The 23028-nt window shown below is 69.5% G+C and carries 21 protein-coding genes and 1 riboswitch; of the genes, 12 read left to right on the top strand and 9 right to left on the bottom strand.

The annotated features are described in order from the left end of the window. Positions 1 to 7 precede the first annotated feature (7 nt). From ABD770_RS02830 to ABD770_RS02810, 5 genes are all read right to left on the bottom strand, one after another. On the bottom strand, positions 8 to 403 hold the full coding sequence (locus ABD770_RS02830) for an NUDIX hydrolase (RefSeq protein ID WP_344817980.1): 396 nt from the start codon (positions 401 to 403) through the stop codon (positions 8 to 10). After that, positions 396 to 1757: an FAD-binding oxidoreductase gene (locus ABD770_RS02825; RefSeq protein ID WP_344817979.1), complete on the bottom strand. Its 1362-nt coding sequence runs from the start codon at positions 1755 to 1757 to the stop codon at positions 396 to 398. The genes ABD770_RS02830 and ABD770_RS02825 overlap by 8 nt, the downstream gene beginning before the upstream one ends. Further along, positions 1754 to 2119 (bottom strand): YrdB family protein, encoded by a 366-nt coding sequence (locus ABD770_RS02820; RefSeq protein ID WP_344817978.1) that lies wholly within the window; start codon positions 2117 to 2119, stop codon positions 1754 to 1756. The genes ABD770_RS02825 and ABD770_RS02820 overlap by 4 nt, the downstream gene beginning before the upstream one ends. A 51-nt stretch (positions 2120 to 2170) precedes the next feature. Continuing rightward, entirely contained in the window at positions 2171 to 3991 is a 1821-nt protein-coding gene (locus ABD770_RS02815; RefSeq protein WP_344817977.1) for a sigma-70 family RNA polymerase sigma factor, read from the bottom strand. 408 nt (positions 3992 to 4399) lie between these two features. Beyond that, a complete protein-coding gene (locus ABD770_RS02810) occupies positions 4400 to 5590 on the bottom strand; it encodes an N-acetylglucosamine-6-phosphate deacetylase (protein ID WP_344817976.1) in 1191 nt (396 codons plus the stop codon). A gap of 134 nt (positions 5591 to 5724) precedes the next feature. Continuing rightward, positions 5725 to 5809, top strand: a riboswitch (ZMP/ZTP riboswitch). A gap of 36 nt (positions 5810 to 5845) precedes the next feature. Here ABD770_RS02810 and glyA point away from each other — a divergent pair. From glyA to ABD770_RS02750, 12 genes are all read left to right on the top strand, one after another. After that, the gene (glyA, locus tag ABD770_RS02805) at positions 5846 to 7120 is read left to right on the top strand and encodes a serine hydroxymethyltransferase (RefSeq protein ID WP_344817975.1); all 1275 of its coding nucleotides are present in this window, start codon (positions 5846 to 5848) and stop codon (positions 7118 to 7120) included. Then, entirely contained in the window at positions 7117 to 8001 is an 885-nt protein-coding gene (locus tag ABD770_RS02800) for a bifunctional methylenetetrahydrofolate dehydrogenase/methenyltetrahydrofolate cyclohydrolase (RefSeq protein ID WP_344817974.1), read from the top strand. The genes glyA and ABD770_RS02800 overlap by 4 nt, the downstream gene beginning before the upstream one ends. A 129-nt stretch (positions 8002 to 8130) precedes the next feature. After that, positions 8131 to 9000, top strand: a complete 870-nt coding sequence (locus ABD770_RS02795) for an IclR family transcriptional regulator (protein WP_344817973.1) — start codon at positions 8131 to 8133, stop codon at positions 8998 to 9000. A gap of 223 nt (positions 9001 to 9223) precedes the next feature. Next, complete coding sequence (locus ABD770_RS02790) at positions 9224 to 10519, top strand: ABC transporter substrate-binding protein (protein ID WP_344817972.1); 1296 nt, start codon at positions 9224 to 9226, stop codon at positions 10517 to 10519. Positions 10520 to 10600: 81 nt separating this feature from the next. Continuing rightward, positions 10601 to 11509, top strand: a complete 909-nt coding sequence (locus tag ABD770_RS02785) for a carbohydrate ABC transporter permease (RefSeq protein WP_344817971.1) — start codon at positions 10601 to 10603, stop codon at positions 11507 to 11509. Beyond that, positions 11506 to 12447: a carbohydrate ABC transporter permease gene (locus ABD770_RS02780; protein ID WP_344817970.1), complete on the top strand. Its 942-nt coding sequence runs from the start codon at positions 11506 to 11508 to the stop codon at positions 12445 to 12447. Before ABD770_RS02785 ends, ABD770_RS02780 begins: the two co-directional genes overlap by 4 nt. A gap of 5 nt (positions 12448 to 12452) precedes the next feature. Beyond that, complete coding sequence (locus ABD770_RS02775; RefSeq protein WP_344817969.1) at positions 12453 to 14099, top strand: GMC family oxidoreductase; 1647 nt, start codon at positions 12453 to 12455, stop codon at positions 14097 to 14099. Then, on the top strand, positions 14092 to 14577 hold the full coding sequence (locus ABD770_RS02770; RefSeq protein ID WP_344817967.1) for a hypothetical protein: 486 nt from the start codon (positions 14092 to 14094) through the stop codon (positions 14575 to 14577). The genes ABD770_RS02775 and ABD770_RS02770 overlap by 8 nt, the downstream gene beginning before the upstream one ends. Then, entirely contained in the window at positions 14574 to 15386 is an 813-nt protein-coding gene (locus ABD770_RS02765) for an enoyl-CoA hydratase/isomerase family protein (RefSeq protein ID WP_344817966.1), read from the top strand. The genes ABD770_RS02770 and ABD770_RS02765 overlap by 4 nt, the downstream gene beginning before the upstream one ends. A 5-nt stretch (positions 15387 to 15391) precedes the next feature. Then, positions 15392 to 16891, top strand: a complete 1500-nt coding sequence (locus ABD770_RS02760) for an aldehyde dehydrogenase family protein (RefSeq protein ID WP_344817965.1) — start codon at positions 15392 to 15394, stop codon at positions 16889 to 16891. A gap of 75 nt (positions 16892 to 16966) precedes the next feature. Then, entirely contained in the window at positions 16967 to 18139 is a 1173-nt protein-coding gene (locus ABD770_RS02755) for a CaiB/BaiF CoA transferase family protein (RefSeq protein WP_344817964.1), read from the top strand. Then, positions 18136 to 19314 (top strand): YyaL domain-containing protein, encoded by a 1179-nt coding sequence (locus ABD770_RS02750; protein WP_344817963.1) that lies wholly within the window; start codon positions 18136 to 18138, stop codon positions 19312 to 19314. The genes ABD770_RS02755 and ABD770_RS02750 overlap by 4 nt, the downstream gene beginning before the upstream one ends. A gap of 59 nt (positions 19315 to 19373) precedes the next feature. Here the strand turns inward: ABD770_RS02750 and ABD770_RS02745 are convergent, their stop codons facing one another. From ABD770_RS02745 to ABD770_RS02730, 4 genes are all read right to left on the bottom strand, one after another. Then, the gene (locus ABD770_RS02745; RefSeq protein WP_344817962.1) at positions 19374 to 20105 is read right to left on the bottom strand and encodes a DUF6882 domain-containing protein; all 732 of its coding nucleotides are present in this window, start codon (positions 20103 to 20105) and stop codon (positions 19374 to 19376) included. A gap of 45 nt (positions 20106 to 20150) precedes the next feature. After that, a complete protein-coding gene (locus ABD770_RS02740) occupies positions 20151 to 21380 on the bottom strand; it encodes an MFS transporter (protein ID WP_344817961.1) in 1230 nt (409 codons plus the stop codon). Between the two features lie 64 nt (positions 21381 to 21444). After that, the gene (locus ABD770_RS02735; protein ID WP_344817960.1) at positions 21445 to 22260 is read right to left on the bottom strand and encodes an HpcH/HpaI aldolase family protein; all 816 of its coding nucleotides are present in this window, start codon (positions 22258 to 22260) and stop codon (positions 21445 to 21447) included. Continuing rightward, positions 22245 to 23027, bottom strand: a complete 783-nt coding sequence (locus tag ABD770_RS02730; protein ID WP_344819855.1) for a fumarylacetoacetate hydrolase family protein — start codon at positions 23025 to 23027, stop codon at positions 22245 to 22247. The genes ABD770_RS02735 and ABD770_RS02730 overlap by 16 nt, the downstream gene beginning before the upstream one ends. Position 23028 lies beyond the last annotated feature (1 nt).

The following is a 23028-nucleotide window of genomic DNA, read 5'->3' as shown; positions in this document are numbered from 1 at the left end:
GCCGACGTCACTGCCAGGCGAACGCCAGCAGGTGCTCCTGACTGAGCGGCGCGAGCGGCACGCTCGTGCGGTCGCCGCGCTCCAGCCAGCGCAGCTCGGCGAGCTCGGCGCGCACGACCACGTCCTCGGCCTCGGCGCGCAGCGCGAACGCGTCGGCGATCACGCGGTGGCCCGGCTCGTTCGCGGCGGCGGAGACGAACGTGCCGAGCGGCTCGAGATCGGACTCCTCGACGTGCAGCGCGAGCTCCTCATCCAGTTCGCGGATGAGGGTCTGGGCGGGCGTCTCGCCGGGCTCGGGCTTGCCGCCGGGCTGCATGAAGCGTGTCGTGCCCTGCTTGCGGACGACGAGCGCGCGGCCCGCGCGATCGACGATCACCGCCGCGCTGACGCGGATGTCAGGCATCGGCGAACACCTTCCCCCGATTGAGGATGCCCTGCGGGTCGAACACGCGCGTGATCCGCCGCTGCAGCTCCCACTGGTCGTCTCCGAGCTCCTCCGCCAGCCATCGGCTCTTCAGCTCGCCGACCCCGTGTTCGCCGGTGAGCGTTCCGCCCAGCCGGATCGCGGCGCGGAACAGCTCGTCCGCGGCGGCCCAGATCGACTCGGGGACCTCCTCGCCCTCGAAGATGAAGTTCGGATGCAGATTGCCGTCCCCGGCGTGCGCGACCGTGGGGATCTGCAGCCCGTGGACCCGCTCGATGCGGGCGATCTCCTCGAACATCGCCGGCATCGCGCTGCGGGGAACGGCGACGTCCTCGATGAGTGTCGTCCCCAGCGCCGCCAGCGCGGGGTGCACGGAACGGCGGATGCTGAGCAGGCGCTCGCCCTCGACGGGGTCTTCGGTCATCGTGACATCGCCTCCGTTCGCCGTCAGCACGGCGGCGATGCGGCCGGCGTCCTCCCGGGCGGCCGGGCCGTCGGTCCTGACGGTCAGCTGGACGGTTCCCGCCGGCGGTGCGGCCAGACCCAGCAGATCGTGCACGGCGCGCAGCGAGCGGGCGTCCATGAGCTCCATGATCGCGGGCTGGATGCCGGCGGCCGTGACCGATGAGGCTGCGGAGGCCGCTGCGCCCACGGCGCTGAAGGACGCCGTGATGGTGCAGGCGTCGCCCTTCACCAGGCGCCGCAGCTTGAGCGTCGCACCCACGACGACGCCCAGCCGGCCCTCGGAACCGATCACGAGGGACGTGAGGTCGAGACCGGTGACGCCCTTGACGGTGCGATGGCCCAGGCGCAGCATCCGTCCGTCGGCGAGGACGAGGTCGACGCCCAGTACCGCGTCGCGGACGACGCCGTACTTCGCACACAGCAGTCCGCCGGCGCCGGTGGCGATGTTGCCGCCGACCGTGGAGATGTCACGGCTGGCGGGGTCGGGCGCCCACCACACGCCGTGCTCGGCCAGCCGCGCATTCAGATCGGCGTTCAGGATGCCCGGCTCGACCACGGCGAGCAGGTCATCGGGGCGCACCTCGACGAGACGGTTCATGAGCGCGGTCGAGAGCACGATCTCGCCCGGTCCCGCATTCGCACCGCCGGCCAGGCCGGTGCCGGCTCCGCGCACGACGACACCGGTTCCCGTGGCCGACGCGATCCGCAGTGTGCGCTGCACGTCATCCACGCTGCGGGCGTGCACGACGGCAAGCGGCCTGCCGGGCGAACGATGCCCGCTGCGGTCGGCACGAGCGGCCTCCAGCGATTCGGCGGTGGTGTCCACCGCCTCGCCGAGTTCGTCTCTCAGACGAGCGAGCGCTGTCATGCCAGCGCTCGCCGGCCGGCGATGACGCCCGCGGCGACGGCCACCACGGCGAAGGCGATGCCGATCCAGGCCTGCCCGAGCGACCACCACGCCAGCGTCACGGCGGCGTAGACGAGCAGCTCCACGAGTGCGCGCAGGAACGGATGCAGGTGCAGCACCGCGCGCGGGGAGAGGAACAGCGCCCACACCAGGAGGGTCACGACGGGGGTGCCGATGCCGATCACGATGCTCCAGGGCATGGACCAACTGCCGAAGCCCCACAGCGCGAGGGAGATCAGAGCGACCAGCAGCACCACCACGCGGATGAGATCCAGGGCGTTCGGCGCGGGGCGGTTCAGGTCGGCGGCGGAATCCTCGGGCATGCGTTCAAGTCTAGGCGGCGGGGCCGAACAGCCGGGTCGGCCGACCCGCTCTCAGAGCTTGCACTGTCCCGGCGGCGGCGCGAACCGGCTGAGCTCGGAGAGCCGCACGACCGCCACCTCGCCGACTTCGTCGCCGTCCGCATACCCGTACGACAGTGGAGCGTCCTCGCACACCTGCTGCCAGGTCGGATCGAGATTCAGCAGGGCCCTGCCGCGCTTGCGGATCGTGATCTCCTGCACGCTGTCGCCCAGCGTCGCGCGCACCGTCACACCGGGCTCACCGGTGAAGAGGACCAGGTAGTGCACCGTGTGATCCGGGATGCTCCAGGCGACCATCCCCTTGCCGAGCCCGGGCACGCCCACCGGCAGCCCGGGTCGATCCTCCGGCGACCCCGGCACCTCGGTCTCCGGGTCGGGTGACGGCTCCGGCTGAGGGTCGGGCTCGGGTTCCGGCTCGGGTTCGGGTTCCGGCTCGGGTTCGGGTTCCGGCTCGGGTTCGGGTTCCGGCTCGGGTTCGGGTTCCGGCTCGGGTTCGGGTTCCGGCTCGGTTTCCGGTTCTGGCTGAGCCTCCGGCTCCGCGGGGGGATCCGCGACATCCGGGTGCTGTCGAGCGGGAACGGTGTCGAGCTGCGGTGCGACCTCGGGCTCCGACGGCTCGGGTTCCGGCTCCGGTTCTGGCGGAGTCTGCTCCTCCAGTTCGATCACCAGCGGATCGTCGGCCTCCATCGCCGGGTCCGGGACGACCTCCGAGGAGAGGCCGGACTGCTCACGGTCGGTGGCACTCGGCTGCGAGGTCGCCGGAGCGGAGCTGAGCATGCCCGGGAGCACCGCTGCTGCGGCCACGACACCCGCCACGATGAGTGCGGCCGAACCCACGCCGACCAGGGCCCCGAGCCCGCCGACGGAACTCGACCCTGCCGTGGCCGACCCCGCCGCCGCGGAACCCGAAGACGCTCCGGAGCCCGAGGTCGCGGAGCCCGACACGGCGGACGCGGAGCCTGTGGCTGCGCCCGACCCTGCGACGACGGCGCCCTCGACGACGCTCGACGGCATGGCGGCCAGAGCGACGACGGGGGCGCCCGCGCCCTGCAGCGTCGCGAGGTACGCGGACGCGCCGGTGACGCCCAGCACGAGGGGGAGGAGCACGAGTGCGAGCCTGCTGGAGACGTCCTTCGCCTCCGCCGCAACGATCATGCAGCGCGTGCACGACTCCAGATGCCTGTCGGCGCGCTGCTGGGATCGAGAGCCGAGATTGCCGCGGGAGTAGGCGCCGAGATGCTCGATCGTCCACCGGCACTCGGATCCCTCGCCGACGCTGCGCAGGTGGGCCTGGACCCAGGCCTCTCGCAGACCCTCGCGGGCACGGAACGCGAGCTGTGAGACCGCGCCGGCGCTCATGCCCAGCAGCGTGCCGATCGCCGCCGGCTTCATCTGCTCGATCTCCGAGTACCAGAGCACCTCCTGCCAGCGCGAGGGCAGGGATCGGAACGCCTGGGCGGTCAGCCCGCGATCGAGCTCCTCGTTCACCGCGGCATCCGTGCTGGCGGGATCGACGACCTCGAGCTCCTCGATCGTGCTCTCGTGGCGGGCGCGTCCCCAGGCCGCAGCCGTGTTGCGGATGCTCGTGAACAGGTAGGCGCGGAACGAGCCGTTGGGCCCTCCGCCCTTGAGGATGGCCTGGTAGATCCGCGCGTACGACTCCTGCACGAGATCATCGGGATCGATCGAGGAGGTGACCGAGCGCGCCACGGTGATCCCCGAGCGGTAATGCCGACGCCAGAGTTCGCCGAAGGCTTCCGCGTCGCCCGATCGCGTGCGCAGCACGAGATCGGCGTCAGCGGCAGCTGATGTCCTTGAACTCTGGTCTTCCACGTGGTCCTTCGCTCGCGCGCTCCCCGGAACGCGTTCACAACAAGAGACGCGTGGATGGCTCATTCATCACGCGTCTTCGACATTCTCCCCTGAAACGCGCGCGAAGGCCACCCCTGTCCACAACCTTCAGGAGCGCTCCCAGAATCCGTTCGGAAGATTTTCACGAACCGGCGTAATGAAACCCGTCCTGCGCCGTCTCTTCTCGTAGAGCACTCCTGATGCCACCACCGGGGGGCGGTGCGGATGGAGTCGTCGCGACAGCGTCGCGGCGGAGAACGTGGTCGGGACGGAGTCCTCGGGGGAGGAGACTCCGACCTGATCGGCTCGAGGAGAGGCGGGGCCGCCGAGCTGGGGAGACCGGTGGTCCCGCCTCGCCGATGCCCGCGCGTGTGCGCGGCGCCGGCGGGATCAGCTCACCGCGGAACGGTGCACCGGCGCGGCGCCCGTCCATACGCCGCGGACGGCGAGGTCGGCGTCCAGCAGCACGGCATCCGCCGTGAAACCCGGGTGCAGCAGACCCAGCGAGCCGCCGAAGCCCACCGCGGACGCCGGTGTCGCCGTCAGCGCCCGCACGGCCTCGCCGAGGGCGACGCCCGCGTCGACCGCGTTGCGCAGCGCGGCATCCTGTCTGAGCGTGGATCCGGCGATCGCCCCGTCGGCGTCGGTGCGCGCCACCCCGTCGGTGACGGTCACCTTCACCGCGCCCAGGTCGTAGTGGCCGTCCGCGCTGCCCGCCGCCGCCATCGCATCCGTGATGAGCGCCACCCGGCCCGGTGCCGCATCGAAGAGCAGTTTGATGATGTGCGGGTCGAGATGGATGTTGTCGGCGATGCCCTCCAGGACGACCCTGTGATCGGCCGCGGCGATGAGCACGGGGCCGGGCGCGCGGTGATGGATGCCGTTCATCGCGTTGAAGGCGTGGGTGAGGATCGAGGCGCCGGCCTCGAAGGCGGCGCGGGCCATCCCGGCATCCGCGTTCGTGTGCCCCACGGCCACAGCCGCACCCGCCGCCGTGATCTGGCGCACCGCGTCGATGCCGCCGGGCAGCTCCGGTGCCAGCGTCACCTGCCGCACCGTCCCGCGCCCCGCCTCCAGCAGGCGCGCGATGGCGTCGGCATCGGGATCGCGCAGCAGCGACGGCTCGTGTGCGCCGTGGTGGCCGGGGTCGAGGAACGGGCCCTCGAGGTGACTGCCGAGCACCCCGGCATCCGTCTGCACCAGGTCGGCGATCGTCGCCACCTGCTCGGCGAGCTGGTCGATCGTGGCGGTGACGAGGGAGATGACCGCGCGCGTCGTACCGTGCTCGCGATGCATGTCCCGGCCGGTGCGGATGGCATCCGCGCCGGAGTCGTACGCGGCTCCCGCGCCACCGTGCCCGTGGATGTCGACGAAGCCGGGAGTGAGGACGGCCGCCGGTCCGGCGACGGCGGCGGCGTCGACGACCTCGTCGGCATCCGGTCTGTCCGACCCCGTGCCGCGCGCGGACACGATGCCGGCCTCGAAGCGCACCCAGCCGTCCTCCGTGATCGAGCCGTCGCCGTCGACGATCCGGACGGAATGGATGAGCCGCGAGCCGCGGGAGGGGGTGGTCGGTGTCATCGTGCGCTCCAGGGGGTGTGCGGTGCGGCGGACGCGGTGCGCGCGCCGTCGCGCTCCAGTCTCTCGCGAAACCGTCGGGAGCGCGGACGCGCCGTGCGGACGCGCCGGACACACGGCATCGGCATCCGGTAAACTCATGTGGTCGCGACTGGCGTCTGGGTGGGTGTGACCACCGGGGAGCGACCTCGAGGAGTTCGACCGCGCGCCTGGGCCGATGAGGAACACACCCCTTTCCCATGTGAACAGGAGATTGCCATGACCGACCGATACTTCAACGCGCCGCTCGCCGAGGTCGACCCGGAGATCGCCGAGGTGCTCGAGCGCGAGCTGAACCGGCAGCGCACCTACCTCGAGATGATCGCGTCCGAGAACTTCGTGCCCGTCTCCGTGCTGCAGTCGCAGGGTTCGGTGCTCACCAACAAGTACGCCGAGGGCTACCCCGGCCGTCGCTACTACGGCGGTTGCGAGGAGGTCGATGTCGCCGAATCCCTGGCGATCGAGCGCGCCAAGGCGCTGTTCGGCTCCGAGTTCGCGAACGTTCAGCCGCACTCCGGCGCATCGGCCAACGCCGCCGTGCTGCACGCCATCGCGCGCCCGGGCGACACCCTCCTGGGACTCTCGCTCGACCAGGGCGGGCACCTCACCCACGGCATGAAGATCAACTTCTCCGGCCGGCTGTACAACATCGTCGCGTACGGGGTGAACCCGGAGACCTCCGTCATCGACATGGACGAGGTCCGCGCGCTGGCCATCGAGCACAAGCCGAAGGTCATCATCGCCGGCTGGTCGGCGTACCCCCGCCAGCTGGACTTCGCCGCGTTCCGCGCCATCGCCGATGAGGTCGGCGCGCTGCTGTGGGTCGACATGGCGCACTTCGCCGGGCTCGTCGCCGCGGGCCTGCACCCGAGTCCCGTGCCGCACGCGCACGTCGTCTCCTCGACCGTGCACAAGACCATCGGCGGACCGCGCTCGGGCTTCATCCTCACCAACGACGCCGACATCGCCAAGAAGATCAACTCGGCCGTGTTCCCGGGGCAGCAGGGCGGCCCGCTCATGCACGTCGTCGCGGCCAAGGCCACGGCGTTCAAGCTCGCCGCGACCCCCGAGTTCGCCGAGCGCCAGCAGCGCGTGCTGTCGGGCGCGAAGATCATCGCCGAGCGTCTCTCGCAGCAGGACGTGAAGGACGCGGGCATCGCCGTGCGCTCCGGCGGCACGGATGTGCACCTCGTGCTCGTGGACCTGCGTGACGCCGAGATCGACGGCAAGCAGGCAGAGGACCTGCTGCACGAGATCCACATCACCGTGAACCGCAACGCGGTCCCCAACGACCCGCGCCCGCCGATGATCACCTCGGGCCTGCGCATCGGCACGCCGGCACTCGCCACCCGCGGCTTCGGAGACGCGGAGTTCACCGAGGTCGCCGACGTCATCGCCCTCGCGCTCCAGCCCGGTGCCGACGTGGAGGCGCTGCGTGCCCGCGTCGCAACGCTGGCCGAGGCGTTCCCGCTGTACCCCGGGCTGCAGCAGTGACCGCGAAGCTCCTCGACGGGAAGGCCGCTGCGGCGGCGATCAAGAGCGAGCTGGCCGAGCGAGTGGCGGCGCTGCGCGAGCGCGGCGTCGTCCCCGGTATCGCCACCGTGCTGGTGGGCGCCGACCCCGCATCCCAGCTGTACGTCGGCATGAAGCACCGCCAGTCCGAGGCCATCGGCATGAACTCGATCCAGCGCGAGCTGCCCGGCGACGCGACGCAGGAGGACGTCGAGGCTCTCATCGATGAGCTCAACGCCGATCCGAGCTGCCATGGCTACATCGTGCAGCTCCCGCTGCCGAAGCATCTCGACACGCACGCCATCCTCGAGCGCATCGATCCGGCGAAGGACGCCGACGGACTGCACCCCACCAACCTCGGTCGTCTGGTGCTCAACGTCAACGGCCCCATCCGCACCCCGCTGCCGTGCACCCCGCGCGGAGTGATCGAGCTGCTGCTGCGCAACGACTACGACCTGAACGGCAAGCACGTCGTCGTCGTCGGCCGCGGTGTGACCATCGGGCGACCGATGGGTCTGCTGCTGACCCGGCGGGCCGTCAACGCCACCGTCACGCAGGTGCACACCGGCACGCCGGACATGACGCCGTATCTGCGTGAGGCCGACGTCATCGTCGCCGGCGCCGGCGTGAAGCACCTCATCAGGGCCTCGGACGTGAAGCCCGGTGCCGCGGTGCTGGATGTCGGTGTCACGCGGGAGACGGACCCGGAGACGGGGAAGAACAAGGTCTACGGCGACGTGCACCCGGACGTCGCAGACGTCGCGGGCTTCCTCTCGCCGAATCCCGGCGGCGTGGGCCCCATGACGGTCGCCCTGCTCATGACGAACGTCGTGGAGGCCGCGGAGCGCACGCTGCGCTCGTAGCCGGGGGCGACGGACTGGGGTCTCCGCGCACCGACGGGGGATCCCGGTCGCGCTCCGCCCATGGACCGGCGACGACGAGTCTGTGCGACACTTGACGCGAAGCGAGTGGTGCACCAGACGGGAACAGCCATGATCAGTCCCGACGCGGACGAGCAGGATGCCTCGGCGGCGGCCACTCCGGGACCACGGTCCCGCAGAGTCAGGTCGGTCGACCACGCCATCGACGTCATGCAGGTGATCGCGGCCGCGCCCCGCGGGCTCGGCCTGGCCGATATCGCCGGCCGGAGCGGGATGAGCAAAGCCGCGGTGTATCACCTGCTGGCCACGCTCGAGACCCGGCGATTCGTGACACGGGATCCGGTGACCGGTGCGTACCGGCTGGATTGGGGACTGTACGAACTGGGATCCTCGGTCGCCAACAGCGTCGAGGTCACCCGCGTCGCGCGGCACTACCTCGACGGCCTCGCGTCGGAGACCTCGGAGTTCGTGCTGCTGGGCATCCTCGACGAGGACTCGGTGCTCTACCTGGACCGCGGTGAGGCGCCATCGCCGTTCCGAGTGACGGCGAACACGGGTCGCCGGTTCCCTCTGCACGCCACGGCATCGGGGAAAGTGCTGCTGGCGTTCGGGGCTGACCCCGTGTTCTACGATCGGGTGCTGCATGAGCGCCTGCCGGCGCTGACCTCGGCGACGATCACGGACCCCGAACTGCTGCGGCACGAGCTCGACAGGTCCAGGCGCCGAGGATTCGCCACGTGCTGGCAGGAGGGCGAGGTCGGCCTCTGCTCGGTCGCCATGCCGGTGCACGACTATCGTGGGCGTGCCGTGGCGGCGCTCACCATCGTCGGCATGTCGACCCGCCTCAATCAGCAGACCGTGCAGCAGCATCTGCCTCCGCTCACCGCGGCCGTGCACGCGATCGAGGAGCGCCTGGGGTATCAGCCGACGGCCCGCCGCGACTGGGAGAGCCGTCGCGGGGGAGCGCACCGGTCGATCTGACGTCGGCGTCGAGAAGACGGCGCGGGCAGGCAGCGCATCGGGTTCCAGCGCAGGCCGCACCGTCGATAACGATGATGTAACGCTGATTTGGCCCAGCCAAACGGCAGTAATGTCTGCCAAACATTTCGGGCATGGTCGCAACCAAGAGGCAGTTCGACGACGACGTCCTGAAAGGTTGAGCATGAACGACTCGGAATTGCGCGCATACTCTCAACGCCATCTGATGACGAGGAGGACCCTGCTCGGCGGCTTCGCCGCGACGACGCTCTTCGGCGCGGCGAGCATGGCCCTGGCATCCTGCAGCAGCCCCGGTGCCGGCGGTTCCGGACGCAGCGGAAGCGCCGACGGCGACACGAAGGTGACGGTCGGCTCCTACAACTCGAACCCCGGTGTGAAGGAGTCGCAGAAGTCGCTCATCGACGAGGCGGCGCAGAAGACCGGGCTCGACATCTCCCTCAATCTCGTCGATCATGAGACCTTCAAGAGCAGCATCAGCGACTACCTGCAGGCCACCCCCGACGACCTGTTCACCTGGTTCGCGGGCTTCCGCATGGCCTTCTTCGCCAACCAGGGCCTCGCCACGCCGATCGACGACGTCTGGGACGCCATCGGAGACAACTTCGGTTCCGCCGCCCACGCTCTGTCGAAGGGCCTCGACGGGCACTACTACTTCGTGCCGATGTACAACTACCCGTGGGTGTTCTTCCACAATCAGAGCGTCTTCACGGAGCGGGGCTACACCGACCCGACGACATGGGACGAGCTGATCGCGCTCGCCAAGAAGATGAAGGCGGACGGCCTGGTGCCCATCGCCTTCGCCGACAAGGATCTGTGGCCGGGGTGCGGGTTCTTCGACACGCTCGACCTGCGCATCAACGGATACGACTACCACATGCAGCTCATGCGGCACGAGATCCCGTGGACGGACAAGGGCGTCACCGATGTCTTCGACCACTACGCCGAGCTGCTGCCGTACTGCCAGAACGGGGCGAACGGCCGCATCTGGCAGGACGCGGCGAAGGACCTGGAGAACGGCAACGCCGGGATGATGTTCCAGGGGTCGAACCAGGTCGGTGCGAACTACTCGCCGGACAACCTGCCCGACCTGGACTTCTTCGAATTCCCGACCGTGAACTCCCAGTACGGGACGGATTTCATGGAGGCTCCGGCGGATGGCTACATGTGCGCGGCCAAGGCCAAGAACGTGACGGGTGCGAAGAAGGTGCTGGAGTACCTCGGCACGGCACAGGCCGAAGCCACCTACCTGAAGACCGATCAGTGGGACGTCGGCATGGCCACGGGCATCGACACGGCGCAGTACAACGCGATCCAGAAGAAGTCGACCGAACTGATCGCGTCGAAGAAGGCGGTCTCGCAGTTCCTCGACCGCGACACGGATCCGGCGATGGCGGATGCGGCGTTCTCCGGTATCCAGGACTTCATCCAGGACTCCAGCAGTTCGAACATCCTGGCGATCCAGAAGCGTCTCGAGGCGCAGGCCAAGACGATCTTCTCCTGATCCGTCATGATGTCGACTCTGCAGATCGGGAAGAGGCATCGCCGACATCGGCTGTCACGCCTGACGCGGACGGACAAGTGGGTGGCCGGAGCACTCGTCGGTGTTCCGACGCTCGCCCTGTTCCTCTTCATCTGGGGGCCCGCCCTGGCATCGGTCCTGCTGTCCTTCACCAAGTGGAACGGCATCGGACCGCTGCAGGCGGCCCCCTGCCAGGGCACCTCGATGACTGCGGGACTGAGCAACGGCTGTCTCCACGGAGTGCAGAACTACGTTCAGGCGGCCACCGTCTACCCGGAGTTCTGGCCGGCGGTCTGGCACAACCTCATCTGGCTGGTCGTCTTCATGGGAATCGCGACGCCGCTCGGGATGTTCTTCGCCCTCATCATCGACAGCGGCGTGCGCGGCAGTCGCTTCTATCAGAGCGCCCTGTTCCTGCCGGTGCTGCTGTCGCTGGCGCTCATCGGCATCATCTGGGAATTCATGTACTCGTCGAACTACGGACTGGTCAATGCCGTGCTGGACCGTTCCTCGGACAGCGACCTGATCGACTGGCTCGGGAATCCGAAGATCAACCTCTGGGCGGTCCTGATCGAGGCCAGCTGGCGGCAGGCGGGCTATGTGATGGTGCTGTACCTGGCCGGGCTGAAGTCCGTCGACCCCGCCCTGAAAGAGGCGGCATCCCTGGACGGCGTGAACTCGTGGCAGCGGTTCTGGCATGTGACCTTCCCCACGATGCGCCCGATCAACATCGTCGTGCTCATCGTCACCGTGATCGAATCCCTCCGCGCCTTCGATCTGGTCTACATCACCAACCGCGGTCACAACGGGCTGGAACTGCTGTCCGTGCTCATCACCAACAACATCGTCGGGGAGATCAAGAGGATCGGCTTCGGATCGGCGATGGGAGTCGTCCTCCTGGTCATCTCCCTGGTGCCGATCACGATCTTCCTCTGGCAGACCTTCCGGACCGAGAGAGCGGGACAGCGATGACGACGCCGACCCTGCACGCCCCTCGCCACGCCGCCCGGCCCTCGAACGACGTCCGGGCGGAGCAGCGACCACGACGTCGGCGACGCCGGCGTCCTTGGCAGATCGTCGCCGAGCTGTTCATGCTGAGCGTCGCGCTGATCTGGCTGCTTCCCGTCGTCTTCGCGCTCTACGTCGGTCTGCGCCCGATCGAGGAGACGAACAAGTACGGCTATGTCTCCATCGCGCACAGCCTCACCCTGACGAACTTCATCGAGGCCTGGCGGCAGTCGAACATCCTGGGCTACTTCTGGAACTCGTTCGTCATCACCGCCCCGGCAGTGGTCGTGACGCTCTTCTTCGCATCGGCCATCGCCTTCGTGGTGAGCAGGCGCAGCTCAAAGCTCAATCTGGCGCTGCTGATCCTCTTCACGGCGGGGAACCTGCTCCCTCAGCAGGTGATCATCACACCGCTGTATCGGCTGTATCTGATGATCCCGCTGCCGGCGTTCCTCAGCCCCAGCGGGTACATGTACAACTCGATCTTCGGCCTGATCGTCATCAACGTGATCTTCCAGATGGGCTTCTGCGTGTTCGTGCTCAGCAACTACATGAAGACGGTGCCCCAGGAGATGTACGAGGCCGCGATCGTCGACGGCGCCTCACTGTGGACGCGCTACTGGAGCCTCACACTCCCGACCATCCGACCCGCACTCGCCGCACTGGCGACGCTGCTGACCACCTGGATCTACAACGACTTCTTCTGGGCCATCAGCCTGATCTCCACGGGCAGACTGCGCCCCATCACCTCCGCGCTCACGGACCTGAAGGGCGAGTTCGTCGCGAACCAGAACATGATCGCGGCCGCCGCACTGCTGGCGGCGCTGCCCACACTCGTCATCTTCATCCTGCTGCAGAAGCAGTTCGTGGCAGGACTGACTCTCGGATCCACGAAGGGATGACATCGATGTCGCACCCCACCGCAGCGACTCGTCCGGTGACGGTCGATCCGCCCGTCGACGTCTGCATCGTCGGTGCAGGGCCCTCGGGGGCGGTGACCGCGAAGCGCCTGCACGAGGCGGGATTGCGCGCCTGTGTGCTCGAGCGCGGGGATTGGCCCGATCGGAGCAACTCCCGCGGCGGCCACGACGACTTCGAACTGCGTCAGGACAAGGACTGGCAGTGGAATCCGAACCTCAGGCGCAGTGCCGCCGACTATCCGATCGATGATGCGGACTCCGACGTCGCCGCGCTGATGTGGAACGGCGTGGGCGGGAGCGCCGTCGTGTACGCCTCCCAGTGGATGCGCAACGCCCCGTCCGATTTCCGTGTCCGCAGCCTCGACGGAGTCGGGGACGACTGGCCGATGACCTACGAGGATCTGGTGCCCTTCTACGAGCAGGTCGAGGCGGATTTCGGCATCTCCGGTCTGGACGGCGACCCCGCGTATCCGGATGCGCGGGGATATCCGATGCCCCCCGTGCCCCTGGGGCCGGGCGGACGCAAGGTCGCCGAGGCCATGAACGGCCTCGGCTGGCACTGGTGGCCGGGGACCAACGCCATCGCCACACGTCCGTACCGGCACCTGTCCCCCTCCGTGCAGCGCGGCGACTGCATGTGGGGCAGTGCGGACAATTCCAAATGCACGGTCGATGTCACGCACTGGCCGGATCTCGTCGCCGCCGGCGTGCAGCTGCGCACCCGGGCCCGTGCGACCCGAGTGATGACGGATGGGGACGGCGCCGCATCCGGCGTCGAGTACATCGCTCGAGACGGGGCGCTCCATGCGCAGCCCGCTCGCGCCGTCATCCTCTGCGCCAACGGAGTCGGCACACCGCGGCTCCTGCTGATGTCGGCTTCTGCAGAGCATCCGGACGGTCTGGCGAACTCATCGGGACTGGTCGGAAGACGCCTGATGATGCACCCGGCCAGTGCCGTGATCGGCCTCTTCGACGAGGACCTCGGCACGGAGCGCGGCTCATGGGGCCAGTGCCTGTACTCGTTGGAGTTCTACGAGTCCGACCCGAGCCGCGGGTTCATCCGCGGGGCGAAGTGGGGCCTGCAGCCCACGGGCGGACCGCAACGGGTCACCGGCGCATATCCGTGGACCATGACGTCGATCTGGGGTGAGGATTTCCATCGGCAGCTGCGACGACGACTCGGCCGCTCGATGCTCTGGGTCAGCTGCGGGGAGGACCTGCCGGAGGAGTCCAATCGGGTGGAGCTGGACCCGAACGCCACGGACGACGACGGCCTGCCCGCCGCGAGACTCGTCTACCGTACCAGCGAGAACTCGCACAGGATGCTCGACTGGCACAACGAGAGGATGTCGGAGGCGCTGCGCGCGGCGGGGGCCACGGAGATCATCATCGCGCCGCAGATCAGGGAGAGCGGGTGGCACCTGCTGGGCACGGCGGTGATGGGCACCGACGCCCGTCGGTCCGTCGTCGACCCCTGGGGACAGGCGCATGACGTACGGGGACTTCACATCTTCGACGGAAGCATCTGGCCCACCTCATCCGGAATGAACCCCACGGCCACGATCGCCGCCCTCGCGCTGCGATGCGCGGACCACCTCGCGGCCCGCATGACGAAGGGGGCGCGCGATGAGTGACGAGCGGTCGGCCGCCGAGCGCGATGCGCGGATCGCGCGGATCGCCGACGCCATGATCCCGGCGGCGGACGGGGCGCTCGCCGCGTCCCAGGCGGGGGTTCCCGGCGTCTTCCTGGACCGGGCGATCGGCCTTCGCCCGGATCTGGCTCCGGTGCTGGAGGCGGCGGCGGAGGCGGTCGCCGACGGCACCCCGGCCGGGACGGTGCTCGCGGACTGGGAGCGGACCGCACCCGCGCGCTTCGACCGACTCTATCTGCTCATCCGTGGCGCATACTTCCTCAACCCGGCCGTCACGGCGCAACTGGGCTATGACGGCGCGACCCCGCATCCGCTGTCCGCCCAGGTCGCTCCCGACTACGCCGACCTGCTGGACGCCGTGATCTCGGCCGGGCCTCGCTACCGTCCGATCGGGGCCGCGTCTTCCTCCGTCGCCGACTCCGGACAGGACGAGCCCTCCCGGGGAAGGACGACACGATGAGCTGGAATCCGACCACGGGCCCGACGAGCGCACTCGTCGACGCCGATGCCGAGGATGGCATCCTGACATTGACCGTCAACCGTCCGCACAAGGCCAATGCGCTCAGCGCGGCGGTGTTCCGCGACCTGAACGCCGCCGTCTCCGCCGCGCACAGCGACGATTCCGTGCGCTGTGTGATCGTCACGGGCGCAGGACGCACGTTCAGCGCGGGGGCGGATGTGGCCGAACTCGAGAACCTGGAGGGCCCGGCGGCGTACGAATTCGCCGCCGCGGGTCAGTTCGTCTTCGATCAGCTGGCGGATCTGCCCGTGCCGGTGATCGCGGCGATCAACGGCGCCGCTCTCGGCGGCGGCCTGGAGCTCGCACTCGCCTGCGACCTGCGCATCGCCTCAGAGGGCGCGCGCTTCGGCCAGCCGGAGATCACCCTCGCCAACACGCCGGGCTGGGGAGGCACTCAGCGGCTGCCGCGCACGATCGGCATGGGCCGGGCCATGGCGATGATGCTCACCGGGCTGCCGATCGACGCCGCGACCGCATTGGACTACGGGCTGATCACGGAGGTCGTCCCCGAAGGTGCGCTGATCGGACGCGCAGAAGAACTCGCCCGGCTGCTGGCCACGCGATCACCGCGGGCCGTCTCGGCGATCAAGCAGGCGGTCCGCATCGGGCAGTCCGCCGGAGCCGATGCCGGGCAGCGCGCCGAGCGGCTGGGCGTGCAGGCCTGCTGCGGCAGCGGTCCGCAGCGGGAGGCCGTCCGCTCCTTCCTCGCGCGGCACAGGCCGGACGCATCCACCCGGCAGAAGGGCTGAACAGCATGATGAACACATCCGACACCCGCACTCCGGTACGTCGAGGCCATCTCATCGACGGTCGCATCGTGCCCGGTGATGAGGCGGAGACGTTCGAGCGGTGGAATCCCGCATCCGGGGTCCTCATCGCCCGGTACGCCAGGGGGACGCGTGACGATGTCGATGACGCGGTCGCCGCAGCGCGCCGTGCCTTCGACTCCGGGGTCTGGTCAGACATGGACGGCATGGGCCGGATGCGCATCCTCACCCGTCTCGCGAATCTGATGACCGAGCACCGTGAGGAACTGGCGCGACTCGACGCGGACGAGGGCGGCAAACCGCTGCGCGTCGCGATGAACGACACCGGTACCGCGATCGCCCTGATGGAGTTCGCCGCCGGCCTCGCATCGACGGATCACGGCGACATCCACACGAACCTCGGCACGGACTTCACCGGACTCCTGGTTCGCGAGCCGATCGGCGTGGTCGGCGCCATCGTGCCGTGGAACTTCCCCCTGCTGATCCTCTGCCAGAAGGTCGCGTTCGCGCTGGCGGCCGGATGCGCGGTCGTCGTCAAGCCCTCCGAGTTCACATCGGGATCCGCGCTGCGACTGGCCGAGCTCGCCCTCGATGCCGGCGTGCCCGTTGGGGTGTTCAACGTGGTGACCGGGGAGGGCGAGACCGGTCAGGCGCTGGCCGAGCATCTCGATGTGGACATGATCACGTTCACCGGGTCGACCGCCACGGGCAGGCGCGTGCTGGAGGCCTCCAAGACGAACCTGAAGAAGACGTCGCTGGAACTGGGCGGCAAGGCCTCGCAGATCGTCTTCGCCGATGCCGATCTCGATGCGGCGGTCGAGGGCGTGGTCTTCGGGGCCACCCACAACCAGGGCGAATGCTGCGTCGCGGGCGCCCGACTGCTGGTGCAGTCCACCATCGCCGAGGAGTTCGATCGGCGTCTGGTCGAACGCACTCGGCGACTGCGCGTCGGCGGGGCCGAGATCGATGCCGACTACGGGGCGATGATCCACGAACGTCATCTCGAGAACGTCCTGCAGGCGGTGGAGCATGCTCGGGAGGACGGCGCCGTGCTGCTGACCGGTGGCACGCGTCTCGAGGACCCGGCGCATGCCGGGGGACTCTTCCTCTCGCCGACGGTGCTGGCCGATGTCGCACCGGAGACGGATGCCTTTCAGAAGGAGATCTTCGGGCCGGTCCTGACCGTCACGACCTTCGACACCGCCGAGGAGGCGGTGCAGCTGGCCAACGGAGTCGCCTACGGCCTCGCCAACACCATCTGGACCTCCGACCTCGGCAGGGCCCTCACGGTCATGCGCCGACTGCGCAGCGGCACCGTCTACGTCAACACCACGATCGACGGGTCGCCGCAGCTGTCCTTCGGGGGATACAAGGCGTCGGGCCACGGCCGGGAGATGGGTCGCGCCGGGTTCGAGGAGTTCACGCAGCTGAAGGCGGTGCAGATCCGGACGGGCGATCGCTCCGGAACGTTCGGACTGCGCGACTGAAGAGCAGCAGGCAGCCGACCGCTGCATGCGGACGCGGCACAGGAACGTGCCACCGGATCGACGAGGAGGATGCGAATGGCAGGCGGGGATCGTGCGCCCCTGGCCGGCGTGAGGGTCGTGGATCTGACACAGATCCTCGCGGGGCCCTATTGCACTCGGCTGCTGGCCGACGCGGGGGCGGAGGTCGTCAAGATCGAACCGCCCGGGGGCGACCCCTCGCGCGGGCTGCCACCGGTGATCTCACGGGACCGCAGCGGCTACTTCATCAATCTGAACGCGGGCAAGCTCAGCGTCGTCGCCGATCTGCGCACCGCGGACGGCGTCGCCCTGGTACGCGACCTCGTGCGGGACGCCGACGTGCTCGTGGAGAACATGCGCCCCGGATCACTGACGGCGAAGGGCTTGGGCTACGGCGACCTGTCAGCAGAGAATCCGCGGCTGATCATGGCGTCGATCTCCGCCTTCGGAGCGACCGGCGTCTTCGCCGGCCGGCCCGGCCAGGGCATCGTCGCCGAGGGGTACTCGGGGGCGATCGACATGACCGGCTTCTCCGACGGACCGCCCGTGCCTCTCGGGATCTCCGTCGCCGACGTCTCGGCCGGGATCCACGCCTATGCGGCGATCCTCACCTCGCTGTACCGGCGGGATCGCGGAGACGGTGTCGGTGAGCACCTCGACATCGCGCTGTTCGATGCAGCGCTTCCCTTCCACGAGACGGCCTTCCTCGAGGTGGAGGTCGGGGGCGGTCAGGTCGATCCGACGCGCAACGGTCTGGAGCACCGTGCCGTCGAGCCCTACGGCGTGTACAACGCCGGCGACGGGTACTTCGTCCTCGCCGCAGGGACGGATCGGCTGTGGGCACGGCTGGCGGCGCTGCTCGGACCGGAGACGGCCGGCGCGCCGGATCTCGCCACGAACGACGGACGGCTCGCGCAGCGGGACCGGGTGAAGGATGCCATCGAGCGGTGGGCGCGGAGCGTCGGCGGTCGCGACGAAGCCGTGCGAAGGCTGGAGTCCGCGGGCATCCCGACCGGCCCGGTGCGCGCCGTGCGGGACGTCGCCGACAGCGAACCCGCCCGCTCCAGGAACTCGTTCCCGGAAGTCCCCGATCCGGAGATCGGAGGGCTGCGCATCGTGAACACGCCCTTCAGGATGTCCCGATCCCGCGTCGGGCCGAGCGGACCGGCCCCCCGCCTGGGCGAGCACACGGAACTCATCACCCACCGAATCAGAAAGCAGAACAAGTGACGATCTTGGATGAAGCATGGCAGTGCGTGGTCGCGAAGACCCGGGTCATGGCGGACTCGGCGGCCTTCCCGCTGTGGACAGACGGCGAGGCATGGGTGACAGCCCCTCTGGATCGGGGCGACCGCGGCATCATGCCTCATGACGGGTCCTGGATGGCGGGGGATCTGCCGTCCATCACCTGGTTCGTCGCGCACGACGACGACCCCTCTGCACGGGAGCGGGCGCTGCGGTGGAGTCGGCGCCTGGAGAACCGCACCGACATCACCAGCTTCGCCTCCGTATCGCACATGTTCTTCCGCGGTGCTCTCGTGCCGCTGCGCGCGCACGGCGCCGCCGAGCTCCTGCCGATGCTGGAGGCGGCTGCCGCGACGATCTCGCAGCGGTTCCTCCGGATCGGATACATGAAGTCCTTCGGCGAGCAGGAGGACATGCGCTTCCCGTTCACGACCATCGACGATGTGATCAATCTCTGCATCCCCTTCTGGTACGCCGCACGGACCGGAGACGATCGGCTCGCCCAGGCCGTGCGCGACGCCGCCGCCGTCATCGCGGACCGGCTCATCCGCGCCGACGGGTCGACCTCGCAGGTGCTGCGGTTCGCGTCGGACGGCACCGTCGCGGGCACGGGAACCTACCAGGGCCGCGCCGAGGACGGATGCTGGTCGCGTGGCCTGGCCTGGGGCATCTACGGTTACGCCATGCTGCACGCGCTCACCGGCGATGCCGCGCACCGGGAGCGGGCGGACGCCATGGCGGATTTCTGGATCGATCATGTGCAGGACGATCCGTCTCCCGTCTGGGATTTCTCGCTGCCCGAGGGGGAGCCGCTGATCCGCGACTCGTTCGCGGCGAGCCTCGCGCACGCCGGTCTGCTGGAACTGGCCGCCTGGAGCTCGCCGGAGCGCGCGGACAGCCTGCGTCGGTACACCGCGGACATGGCCGGTGCGCTGGCAGCGGGCTACGTCGTCGGCCATGGGGGACTGGGCATCCTGCGCGGTGCCGCACTGGATGTGCCCCACGGCCACGGGGTCGGGGAGAACAGCGCCGTGATCGTGGGCGACAGCTATTTCACCGAGACCGTGTGGCGCTTGCGCGACGCCGTCGGAACGCAGCCGCTGCTGGGAAGCACGCCCTTCGGGACGGACGGTTCGAAGGAGGCCGCGGGTCGGCGCTGAGCCGTGCGCGCCCCGGGTGACGGCACGGGGGGGGGGAAAACGCGGTGTCGTGCGGCCCGTCAGCCGACGGGATGCACCTGTGCGAGCGTGCCCGAGACGTCGGTGATCCGCGCGAACGCATCGAAGCGGAACGTCGCCGACCCCGTGGCATCCGTCAGCACCGCCGCCGTGAACGCGTCATCGCCCCACTCCAGCTGCCAGCCCGCCAGCCGCCCGAGGTCCCACACCGATGCGCGCGGGTCGCGCAGGGCGAGACCGGAGAGGAGGCGGGGGAGCGCGGTGAGCGCGGACTCGACGGTGAGGGGCGCGATCGCGCCGTCCAGCAGCAGCACCGCCCTGGCGCCGTCGACCGAGGCGGTGTAGTACGGCGAACGGCCCGTGATCTCCGTCGCCGCGCCGCCGATGACGTGGCCGAGTTCGGTCATCCAGGCCTCGAGGTCGTCACCGGCGTCGTCGGGGAAGGGCACCTCGCCCTCGGTCAGCTCGGCGATGCCGTGCTGGTGCCCGTACGCGCGCAGCTGCTCCGCGACACCCGCGCGGTCGCCCTGCGGAAGCGCCCACGACCACATCAGCGAACGCGGGCCGGGCGCGATCGACGCCAGCAGGTGCGGGACGGCCGACACCGTCCGTCGTGGGTCGTCGATCGACGTGCACGTGAACGCGCCCGCGAGGAGGTCCACGTCCCACCGGTGCTCGCCGAGCGCGTCCGTCGCGGTGCGCAGCTGATCCTGGCGGAGGGCGGTGAACAGCGCGGCGCGATCGGCGAGGGCTCGCAGTGTCTCGAAGGTCATGCCTTCAAGTCTGGACCCGGATGCTGTGAGCCCGCTCGTGCGGATTCAATCGGGCGGCACGGCGGCATCCGCTCGTCCCATCCGCCACACGCTGGGGATCAGGGCGGTGCCGATCGAGCCCGCGGCGTAGATCGCCGCGGAGACGATCAGCAGCGACGGGACGTCGACGGCGACGATCAGCCAGCCGTAGACCATGGTCCCCATCGGCAGCGCGACGAAGCTGGCGAGCATGTCGTAGCTGGCCACGCGGGACAGCTTGTCGCCGGGGATCTGCTCCATCTCGGTGACGTTCCATCCGGTGTTGAAGATCTCCATGCCGGCGCCGCCGATGAACGCGGCGACGGCCAGCGGCACCGCGTGCGGCGACGCGCCCAGGACGGCCAGCGGCACGGCGATGGCGGACACCGCCAGCATCCCCCACCGCAGCGGGCGGCGCAGCGGCAGCCACATGAGCAGCAGGGTCATCACCAGCACTCCCAGACCCTCGGCGCTGAGCACCCACCCCCAGCCGGCGATGCCCAGGCGCGGATCGTTGTTGGCGATGAACGGCCCGGCGACCTGCCACGCGCCGATGTGGATCGCGTTGAGCACCATGAACGACAGGCAGATCGCCCACATCCAGGTGCGGGACCAGAACTCGCCCCACCCGGTGCGCAGGTCGCGCAGCATCGAGCCGTCCGGATCGTGCGACGGCCGAGGCAGCCGCACCATCGCCAGCAGGGGTATCGCGGCCAGCCAGCCGCAGGCCTGCACGACCATCGCCCATGCCGGACCGACCGTCGCGACGATGATGCCGGCGATCACCGGTCCGCCGATCGTGACGGCCGAGCGCACGAAGGACAGCATCGCGTTGGCCTGCTGCAGATGCGCGGGCGTCGTCAGCTGCGGGATGAGGCCCTGCATCGCCGGCATCACGAACGCGGAGGACGCACCGTTGACGGCCGCCAGCAGTGCGAAGCGCGGGACCGTCGCGGCTCCCGTCAGCAGCAGCAGCGCCATCGTCCCGATGGAGAGGATGTCGACGACGTAGCACGCCTGGATCACCAGCGCTCGGGGCAGGCGATCGGCCACGACGCCGCCGAAGAGCAGGAACACCACGTTCGAGACCGTCGAGACCGTGAGCACCACCGCCAGCGAGCGGGCGTCGTTGTCGATCTCCAGCACCGCGAAGGCCAGGGCGATCGATGACATCGAGCCGGTGATCATGGTCACCACACGGGCGAGGAAGAACCACCGGAAGTTGCGGTCCCCCAGCGCCGCGAGGCCGCGCGTCATCGGTCGGATCCGGCGCTGTGCATCCGATCATCCAAGCACGTCGACGGCCGTCGCCGCACTCCGATCAGTACGTGTCCGTGGCTCCGCCGGAACCCGTGGCCCCCGAGGCCGGGATGAACCGCGCCGCGAGCGCCTCCGAGCCGCGGGCGAGCAGGGTCACATCCGCGCTCGCCGAGAGGAAATCCGCGCCGGCGGCCAGGTAGGCGTCCGCGGCGGCGGGATCGAAGGCGTTCACACCGGCCCGCTTGCCGGCGGCGTGCGCCGCCTCGAACACGCGGTGCACCGCGGCGACGACCTCCGGGTGGTCCTGCTGCCCCGGCAGCCCCATGGAGGCCGACAGGTCGGCGGGGCCCACCAGCACGCCGTCGACACCGTCGACGGCTGCGATCTCGGCGGCGTGCTCCACGGCATCCGTCGACTCGATCTGCACGATCAGGGAGACCGTCGTGGCGGCATCCTGCACATAACGGGCCACGCGCGCCCAGCGCGAACTGCGGGCGAGGGCCGAGCCGACCCCGCGGACGCCCTCCGGCGGATACCGGACGGCGGCGACGGCCGCCCGTGCCTCGGCGGCGGATGCCACCATCGGGACGAGCAGGTTCTGCGCGCCGGTGTCCAGCACCTGCTTGATGATCACCGGATCATTGAACGGCACCCGCACGACCGCGGTCACCGGGTAGGCGGCGATCACCTGCAGCTGCTGCTGCACGGTCGTGAGCGTGTTGGGCCCGTGCTCCATGTCGATGAGGAGCCAGTCGATTCCGCTGCCGGCGCAGATCTCCGCCAGCAGGGGCGAACCCGTGCTCAGCCACATCCCGATCAGCGGGCGGTCGGCGTCCGTCAGGGCGTCGCGGAAGGTCGGGTCTAGACGAAGCGGCATTCGATGGTTCCCATCTCGTGATAATCGCACAGCACGGCGTCACCGCGTGAGACCCACATCGGCCTCGTGAACGATCCTGCCAGGATCAGCTCCCCGGCCTGCAGACGCTGCCCGTGCTGATGGAACTTGTCCGCCAGCCAGGCCACGCCCCTCGCGGGGTGGCCCAGGACGCCCGCCGCGACACCGGTCTCCTCGATCTCCCCGTTGCGGGAGAGGACGCCGGGGACCCAGCGCAGGTCGATCTCGTCGGGACGCATGCGCACATCGCCCAGCACCATCGCGCCGTAGGCGGCGTTGTCGCTGATGGTGTCCACGATCGTGCGGCCCTCCAGCTCGATGTGCGAATTGAGCACCTCCAGCGCCGGCACGACGTAGTCGATCGCGGCCAGGGCGTCCTCGAGGGTGCAGTCCGGACCCTCCAGCGGCGCCTTCAGGGCGAAGGCCAGCTCCACCTCGATGCGCACGTTCGAGAAGTCGTCGAAGGGGATCTCCGACCCGGTGACGTACACCGTGTCGTCGAACATCACGCCGTAGTCGGGCTCGGCGATCCCCGTCGCCTGCTGCATGGCCTTCGAGGTCAGTCCGATCTTGCGACCCACGAGTGTGCGCCCGGCGGCGAGCTGCGAGTCCCGCCAGACGCCCTGGATGGCGTAGGAGTCCTCGATCGTCGCCTCCGGATGCCGGGCGGTGATACGAGGGATCGTGCCGCGGGTGCGCTCGGCCTCGGCGAGCTCGGCCGCGAGCGCCGCGATGGTGTCGGCGGGCAGG

The sequence above is a fragment of the Microbacterium soli genome, assembly GCF_039539005.1.
GTDB lineage: Bacteria > Actinomycetota > Actinomycetes > Actinomycetales > Microbacteriaceae > Microbacterium > Microbacterium soli.
This window is presented reverse-complemented; position numbering and strand designations above follow the sequence as displayed.